Annotated in this window: 5 protein-coding genes and 1 pseudogene; 3 read left to right on the top strand and 3 right to left on the bottom strand. The window is 70.6% G+C overall.

Annotation, left to right across the window (positions count from 1 at the left end):
* Positions 1-58 precede the first annotated feature (58 nt).
* A pseudogene (locus ACI379_RS12640) lies at positions 59-163 on the top strand (hypothetical protein); the annotation flags it as partial.
* 531 nt (positions 164-694) lie between these two features.
* A complete protein-coding gene (locus ACI379_RS12635; protein WP_439792447.1) occupies positions 695-1,378 on the top strand; it encodes a hypothetical protein in 684 nt (227 codons plus the stop codon).
* Between the two features lie 95 nt (positions 1,379-1,473).
* Here the strand turns inward: ACI379_RS12635 and ACI379_RS12630 are convergent, their stop codons facing one another.
* The 3 genes from ACI379_RS12630 to ACI379_RS12620 all read right to left on the bottom strand — a co-directional run bounded on the left by ACI379_RS12630 (position 1,474) and on the right by ACI379_RS12620 (position 5,770).
* Entirely contained in the window at positions 1,474-3,333 is a 1,860-nt protein-coding gene (locus ACI379_RS12630) for an AMP-dependent synthetase/ligase (RefSeq protein ID WP_439792446.1), read from the bottom strand.
* 242 nt (positions 3,334-3,575) lie between these two features.
* A complete protein-coding gene (locus ACI379_RS12625; protein WP_439792445.1) occupies positions 3,576-4,730 on the bottom strand; it encodes an acyl-CoA dehydrogenase family protein in 1,155 nt (384 codons plus the stop codon).
* Positions 4,730-5,770, bottom strand: coding sequence for an LLM class F420-dependent oxidoreductase (locus tag ACI379_RS12620; RefSeq protein ID WP_439792443.1), 1,041 nt, complete (start codon positions 5,768-5,770; stop codon positions 4,730-4,732). Before ACI379_RS12620 ends, ACI379_RS12625 begins: the two co-directional genes overlap by 1 nt.
* Before the next feature lie 149 nt (positions 5,771-5,919).
* Here ACI379_RS12620 and ACI379_RS12615 point away from each other — a divergent pair, with 149 nt between their 5' ends.
* Positions 5,920-6,957 (top strand): glycerophosphodiester phosphodiesterase family protein, encoded by a 1,038-nt coding sequence (locus ACI379_RS12615; RefSeq protein WP_439792442.1) that lies wholly within the window; start codon positions 5,920-5,922, stop codon positions 6,955-6,957.
* Positions 6,958-7,018: the final 61 nt, after the last annotated feature.

The raw sequence follows: 7,018 nt of genomic DNA, 5'->3' as shown, positions 1-7,018 counted from the left end.
CTTCGCAACAAGGACCTCGGAAAAATGAATAATCATTTCAAGTGTATTGGCATTGCAGGTGATGGAGAAGATCTCCACGCGCATCACCAACGAGGTGGCCGAGGTCAACCGCGTCACGATCGACATCACCTCCAAGCCCCCGGGCACCATCGAGTGGGAGTGACCGCAGCGAGGTACGAGCGGAGGGCAGCTGCCGCTCCGTCAGGTCTCGAGTGGGAGTGACCGCAGCGAGGCACGAGCGGAGGGCAGCTGCCGCTCCGTCAGGTCTCGAGTGGGAGTGACCGCAGCGAGGTACGAGCGGAGGGCAGCTGCCGCTCCGTGCCCTCTCCGAGTGACCCCAAGTTGGGGTGATTGACCCACGTTGGGGTCACTGGGAGGGCTCCGTCCTCGTTTGGGGTCAATGGGAGGGCATCTCCGCCCCCCGAAACCTCTCCGACCGTCCCCAAATGGGACGTCGACCGGTCGGGCTCAGCGGGGGTCTGCTGTGCTCTCGCGACCGACGCAACCCTCTCCGAGTGACCCCATGTTGGGGTGATTGACCCACGTTGGGGTCACCGGGAGGAGGCGGCCGCCCCGCACCACCCGCCCCGCACCACCCGCCCGCCCCGCACCACACACCCCATCGCCAACACCCCGCACCAACGTCACCACGAACACCGGCCCCGCGCCCCGTACGTGCAACGATGGCCCTCCCATGCGCTACCTGATCCCGCTCCTGCTGACCGTGCCCCTGCTCTCCGCCTGCGTGGCCACGGACCCCAGCGTGGTCGCCGTCCTGGTGGCTGACGGGAGCGCCGCGGGCCGGGCGATCGACCAGGACGTGTTCCGTGCGCAGGTCGACGAGGTGTGCGACGGCTGCACCGTCACGGTGTACGACGCCGAGGGCGACGCGGGCCGTCAGCGGGAGCAGTTCGACGAGGCGATGGACGCCGGGGTCGGAGCGGTGGTCGTCGAGGCCGTCGACGTGGAGGCCGCCGAGGAGTACGTCGTCGCCGCCGACGGGGTGTCGTTCGTCGCGGTGGGGACGCTGGTTCCCGGCGCGGACTGGTTCGTCGGTACGCCGGAGCCGGTCGAGGGAGTCGAGTTCGGCTCCGACCTGGAGGCGGCCAGGGCGCTGGTGGCGGGCACGGTGGAGGAGGTCGTGCACGTACCGGTCTCCGCGATCAGCACCGACGCCGCCAACGTGGTCGTGCACGCGATGGTGCGTACGGACTACCCGGGCGCCGAGGAGTTCGAGGGGGTGCCGAGCTGGCTGCACGAGCCGGAGACCCTCACCACCGCCAACCTGACGTCGGTCCTGGTGGCTCCCGGGCTGGTGAGCCTCGAGGACGTCTGCGCCGACGAGGCCCGGCGCTGCGAGAAGCTCGGGCTCATCTGAGCCTGCCCTGCGACCGCCCTGGGACGTACGACGGCCCGGACGAGGCGGGGGGTTCTCGTCCGGGCCGTCCACGTCCCGCGGGGGCGTGCGGGAGGTCAGGCGTCGGGGGTGTACAGACCCTCGACGACGTCGGCGTACTTGTGGTTCACCACGCGCCGCTTGAGCTTCAGGGTGGGGGTGAGCTCCTCGGACTCGGCCGTCCACTCGTCCGGCAGCAGGCGCCACGCCTTGACCTGCTCGGGACGGGAGAGGCGCTCGTTGGCGGCGTCGACGCCGGCCTGGACCATGTCGAGGATCTCCGGCTTGGAGGACAGGTCGGCGAGGTCGGTGTACGAGATGCCGAGACGCTCGGCGACCACCGGGGCCACCTCGCCGTCGAGGGTGAGCACGGCGACCACGTACGGCTTGCCGTCACCGATCGCCATCGCGTGCCCGACGACCGGGGACTCCTTGAGGTAGTTCTCGATGTTGGAGGGCGCGATGTTCTTGCCCTGCGAGGTGATGATCAGCTCCTTCTTGCGGTCGACGATCTTGAGGAACCCGTCCTCGTCGATCTCGCCGATGTCACCCGTGTGCACCCAGCCCTCGTCGTCGATGAGGGCGTGCGTGGCCTGGTCGTTGCGGTGGTAGCCGGGCGTCATCACGGGGCCGCGGACCATCACCTCGCCGTCCTCGCCCAGCTGCATCTCGACGCCGGAGATGGCACGGCCGACGGTCCCGAGCCGGAAGCCGCGCGAGCCGTTGACGGTGACGGCGCCGCAGGTCTCCGTCATGCCGTACACGTCGTAGACCTTGAGGCCCAGACCTGCCATGAACTTGGCGACCTCGAGCGGCATCGGAGCGGCGGCCGACGCGGTCCAGGTGGCCTGGTCGAGGCCGAGGAGGAGCTTGAGGAAGCCGAGGATGGCGTCGTCGGCCTGCTTGTAGGCGGCCTCGATCTCCGGGGTCATCTCGTTCCCGGTCTCCTGCGCCTCGACCCAGGCCAGCGCGGCCGCCATGGAGTCCTGGACCATCTTGACGTTGGCCGGGTCCGGGTCGGCGGCCAGCTTGGCGGAGATGCCGGTCTTGATCTTCTCCCACACGCGCGGGACACCGAAGAAGGCCGTCGGGTGGACCTCGCCGAGGGTGGCGAGGAGCTCGGCCGGGTCGCCGATGCAGTACGTGTGGCTGGCGTTGATCTGCGGGCCGTACAGCCCCAGCACGCGCTCGGCGATGTGGGCGAGCGGCAGGTAGCTGATCTGCCGCTGCGGGCTGCCCAGGTCGGCGGCCTCGAGGGTGCTCATGGCCTCGAACAGGACGTTGTGGTGGGTGAGCACCACGCCCTTGGGGTTGCCGGTGGTGCCGGAGGTGTAGAGGTACGTGGCCGGGTCGTCGAGCGCGACCGAGGACTGGCGGGCCGCGAGCTCGTCGGCGTGCGCGGCACGCCAGGCCGCGCCGCCCGCGACGAAGTCGTCCCAGTGGACGAACCGGTCACCCGGGGGCACGTCCTCGGCGTTGAGGAGCACGACCCGGGCGACGCTGCCCTGGTCGAGGGCGGCCTGCCAGCGCGCCAGGTGGTCGGCGTTCTCCAGGATCGCGACGTACGGCTCGGACTGGCCGGCGATGAACGAGACCTGCTCGGAGGAGAGGGTGTTGTAGATCGACATCGGCACGCCGCCGGCGTTGACGGTGCCCATGTCGGCGACCATGTGCTCGACCCGGTTGGAGGCCATGATGGCCACGGTGCCGCCCGACGGCAGTCCCTCGGCGAGCAGGGCGCCGGCGACGTCGAGGGCGAGCGAGTGCGTCTGGGCCCAGGTCAGGGTCCGCCAGCCCTCGCCCTCGGCCGTACGGTGCCGGTCGGAGAACGCGGGGTCGTCGGGGTGCCGGGAGGCCACGTCGGCCAGGCAGTCGACCAGGGTGCGCCCGGCGACCTTCTCCTCGATGCGGGCGCGGTCGGCGAGTACGTCACTCATGCTGCTCGGTGTCCTTCCGGTTGGCCGGGCCGCCGCTCCTGCGAACTCGGGAAGCGCAGGTGAACGACTGTTAACCCTGTGAAGTGAGTCACATGATGCGGCAACTGTGCCGCCGTGGCCACCGGAACGGCCCGGGAATCTCGCACTGTGGAGAGATTTCTGCCCCGGTACGGACCTGCCGCCCGTCCCCGCCGCGGTGGGCGGCGGGGCGGGCGGCAGGAACCGTGCGGAGACGGGCCGGATCACAGGCCCAGCGAGCGGCCGATGATCTCCTTCTGGATCTCGGTGGTGCCTCCGTAGATCGTCTGGATGCGGGTGTCGGTGTACGCCTTCGAGATCGGGTACTCGCTCATGTAGCCGTACCCGCCGTGCATCTGCAGGCCGGCGTCGACGACCTTCTTCTGCAGCTCCGTGGTCCACCACTTCGCCATCGCCGCCAGGGACGGGTCGGCCTCCCCGGCGTTGAGCCGGGTCACGCAGTCGTTGATGAAGACGCGAGCGACGTGGGCCTCGGTGGCCATCTCGGCGAGGACGAAGCGGGTGTTCTGGAACGCCCCGATGGGCCGTCCGAACGCCTCCCGCTCCTTGACGTAGGTCAGCGTCAGGTCCAGGACGTGCTCGATCGCCGCGACCGCCAGGCACGCGATCGAGATGCGCTCCTGGGGCAGGTTGACCATGAGCGAGATGAACCCGCTGCCCTCGGCGCCGAGCAGGTTCTCCTTGGGCACCCGCACGTCGGTGAAGGAGAGCTCGGCGGTGTCCTGGGCGTGCATCCCCATCTTGTCGAGGTTGCGGCCCCGCTCGAAGCCCTCCATACCGCGCTCGACCACGAGCAGGCTGATGCCCTGGTGCCCGGCGTCGGGGTCGGTGCGGGCCACGACGATCACCAGGTCGGCGTTGATGCCGTTGGAGATGAAGGTCTTGGAGCCGTTGAGCAGGTAGTGGTCGCCCTGGTCGGTCGCCGTCGTCCGGATGCCCTGGAGGTCGGAGCCGGCGCCGGGCTCGGTCATCGCGATCGCCGAGATCAGCTCTCCGCTGACCAGTCCGGGCAGCCAGCGCTGCTTCTGCTCCTGCGTGCCCAGGGAGGAGATGTACGGGACGATGATGTCGGTGTGCACCGGGAAGCCGGGGCCCGAGGCGCCCGCGCGGCCCATCTCCTCGCCCAGCACCATGTTGTAGCGGAAGTCCTTGATGCCGGCGCCGCCGTACTGCTCGTCGACGTCGAAGCAGAGCAGGCCAAGCTCGCCGGCGCGCAGCCACAGCTCGCGCGGCACGATGCCGTCGCGTTCCCACTGGGCGTGGTGCGGGACGACCTCCTTCTCGAGGAAGGCGCGCACCATGGCGCGGAAGTCCTCGTGCTCGGCCTCGAGGATGCTGGGACGTGCGGGCGCGGCCATCAGGCGGTCCACTCCTTCAGCTTCTCCACGGTCCGGGGTGCGTCGTCGCCGAAGAGGTACGCGTTGAGGTGCGTGACGCCGGCCTCCGCGAACGCGGCGAGGCGCTCCTTGACGTACGACTCGGGGCCGACGAGGTTGGCCGCCTCGAGCCACTCCAGTGGCACCTCGGCCTCGGCCTCCTTCTTCTTGCCCGAGAGGTAGAGGTCCTGGATCTTCTCCGCGGCCTCCTCGTAGCCGTACGCGCGGGCGACGTCGTTGTAGAAGTTCTTCCCGCGCGCGCCCATGCCGCCGACGTACAGTGCGAAGAGCGGGCGTACGAAGTCGAGCATCGCCTTGGTCTCGGGGCCCTCGCCGATCGCGACCAGGCCGCCCGCGGTGATCTGCAGGGTGCCCAGGTCGGCGGAGCGACGGGCGCCACCGGCGCGCAGGGCGTCACCCCACACGCGGTCGGCCTTCTCGGGGTGGAACAGGTGGGGGATCCAGCCGTCCGCGATCTCTGCGGCCTGCTCCACGTTCTTGGGGCCGAGGGCGGCGACCCAGATCGGGATGGTGTCGCGCTCGGGCTTGGTGAGCAGCTTCAGCGGCTTGCCGAGGCCGGTGACCGCGCCGTGCTCCTTGTCGAGGGGGAGGTTGAACTCGCCGGAACCGGTCAGCGGCTCGCGCTTGAGGCCCCGGCGGATCAGGTCGATCACCTCGGCGGTGCGCTTGAGCGGGCGGGCGTACGGGACGCCGTGGAAGCCCTCGATGACCTGCGGGCCGGAGGCGCCGAGGCCGAGGATCGCGCGGCCGCCGGTGACGTTGTCGAGGCCCGCGGCGGTCTGGAGCAGTGCGCCGGGCGTGCGGGAGAAGATGTTGAGGATGGCCGAGCCGATCTCGACCGTCTCGGTCCTGGCGGCCAGGTAGCCCATCAGGGTGGGGGAGTCGAAGCCGTACGCCTCGGCGACCCACACGGTGTCGAGGCCGGCCTTCTCCAGCGCCGTGACCTGGTCGGCCGCCGAGCGCGGGTTGCCGTCGTACTGGAGCATGGTGGCGATCTTCATGACCGCACTCTGACACTGGAACTGTCACGATCGCAAGGGTTTCGGCGCACCTATGCACTTTGTTGCAAACCTGGGGTGTCCACGAGGCCGTCGTCCGCCGTTCACCGCCCCGCCACGACCCCGTCGTACGGCTCCACCACGCTCGCACCATGAGCGTGACTCCACTGGCGTCGCAGACGCCCAGCCTGGTCCTCGCCCCCAGCGTCGCCGCGCACCGAGGCGCCAGCGGCAGCCGGCCCGAGCACACCCTGGACGCCTACCGGACCGCGGTCCGGGTGGGCGCCGACGAGATCGAGCTCGACCTCGTCATCACCGCCGACGGCGTCCTGGTCGCCCGGCACGACGCCGAGCTGAGCGCCACCACCGACGTCGCCCGGCACCCGGAGTTCGCGGCCAGGCGTACGACCAAGGTCGTCGACGGCGCCACCATGAGCGGCTGGTTCGTCGAGGACTTCACCCTGGCCGAGCTGAAGCGGCTCGCCGCCCGGGAACGGTTCCCGCGGCTGCGGCCCGCCAACACCACGCACGACGGCGCCGAGGGGGTGCCCACGTTCAGCGAGGTGCTGGCCATGGTCGGGGCCGAGTCGGTACGCCGCGGGCGGCCCGTCGGCGTACTCGTCGAGCTCAAGCACGCCGCTCGCTTCGCCGCCCTCGGGCTCGAGGTGGTGACGCCACTGCTCGCCGACCTGGCCCGGCACGGGCTGGACCACGCGTGGTCGCGGGTCAGCGTGATGAGCTTCGAGACCACGGTGCTGCGCGAGGTCGCCTCCCGCAGCGCGCTGCCCGTCGTCCAGCTGCTCGGCGCCGGTCGCGGCGGGCCGCCCGACCTCGTCGCGGACGACACCCGCGGCTGGGCGGAGCTGTGCACGCCCGAGGGACTGGCCCGCATCGACGAGTACGCCGACGGCGTCGGACCGCACCGGAACCGGGTGCTGCCCCGCGACACCGCCGGCCGCATCGGGCGACCGTCGACCCTGGTCGACGACGCGCACCGCCTCGGCCTCACCGTGCACGTGTGGACGCTGCGCGCGGAGAACCGCTTCCTGCCGACCAACCTGCAGGTCGGGACCGACCCCCGCGCGCACGGCGACCTGGCCGGCGAGGTCTCCGCGTTCCTCGCCGCGGGCGTGGACACGGTGATCACCGACCACCCCGAGGTGGCGGTCGGGGTGCTCGGCGGGGCTTGATCCGTACGGCTGCGTACGTGTCGAAGTCCCCGCCTTGGCGGGGACTTCGACGTCATGTGGG

It is taken from the genome of Nocardioides sp. (assembly GCF_051876515.1).
Taxonomy (GTDB): domain Bacteria; phylum Actinomycetota; class Actinomycetes; order Propionibacteriales; family Nocardioidaceae; genus Nocardioides.
This window is presented reverse-complemented; position numbering and strand designations above follow the sequence as displayed.

Excerpts from the sequence above, each read along its gene's own strand:
- ACI379_RS12630 (WP_439792446.1), bottom strand. The coding sequence starts at position 3,333 with ATGAGTGACGTACTCGCCGACCGCGCCCGCATCGAGGAGAAGGTCGCC.
- ACI379_RS12635 (WP_439792447.1), top strand. The coding sequence starts at position 695 with ATGCGCTACCTGATCCCGCTCCTGCTGACCGTGCCCCTGCTCTCCGCC.
- ACI379_RS12625 (WP_439792445.1), bottom strand. The coding sequence starts at position 4,730 with ATGGCCGCGCCCGCACGTCCCAGCATCCTCGAGGCCGAGCACGAGGAC.
- ACI379_RS12615 (WP_439792442.1), top strand. The coding sequence starts at position 5,920 with ATGAGCGTGACTCCACTGGCGTCGCAGACGCCCAGCCTGGTCCTCGCC.
- ACI379_RS12620 (WP_439792443.1), bottom strand. The coding sequence starts at position 5,770 with ATGAAGATCGCCACCATGCTCCAGTACGACGGCAACCCGCGCTCGGCG.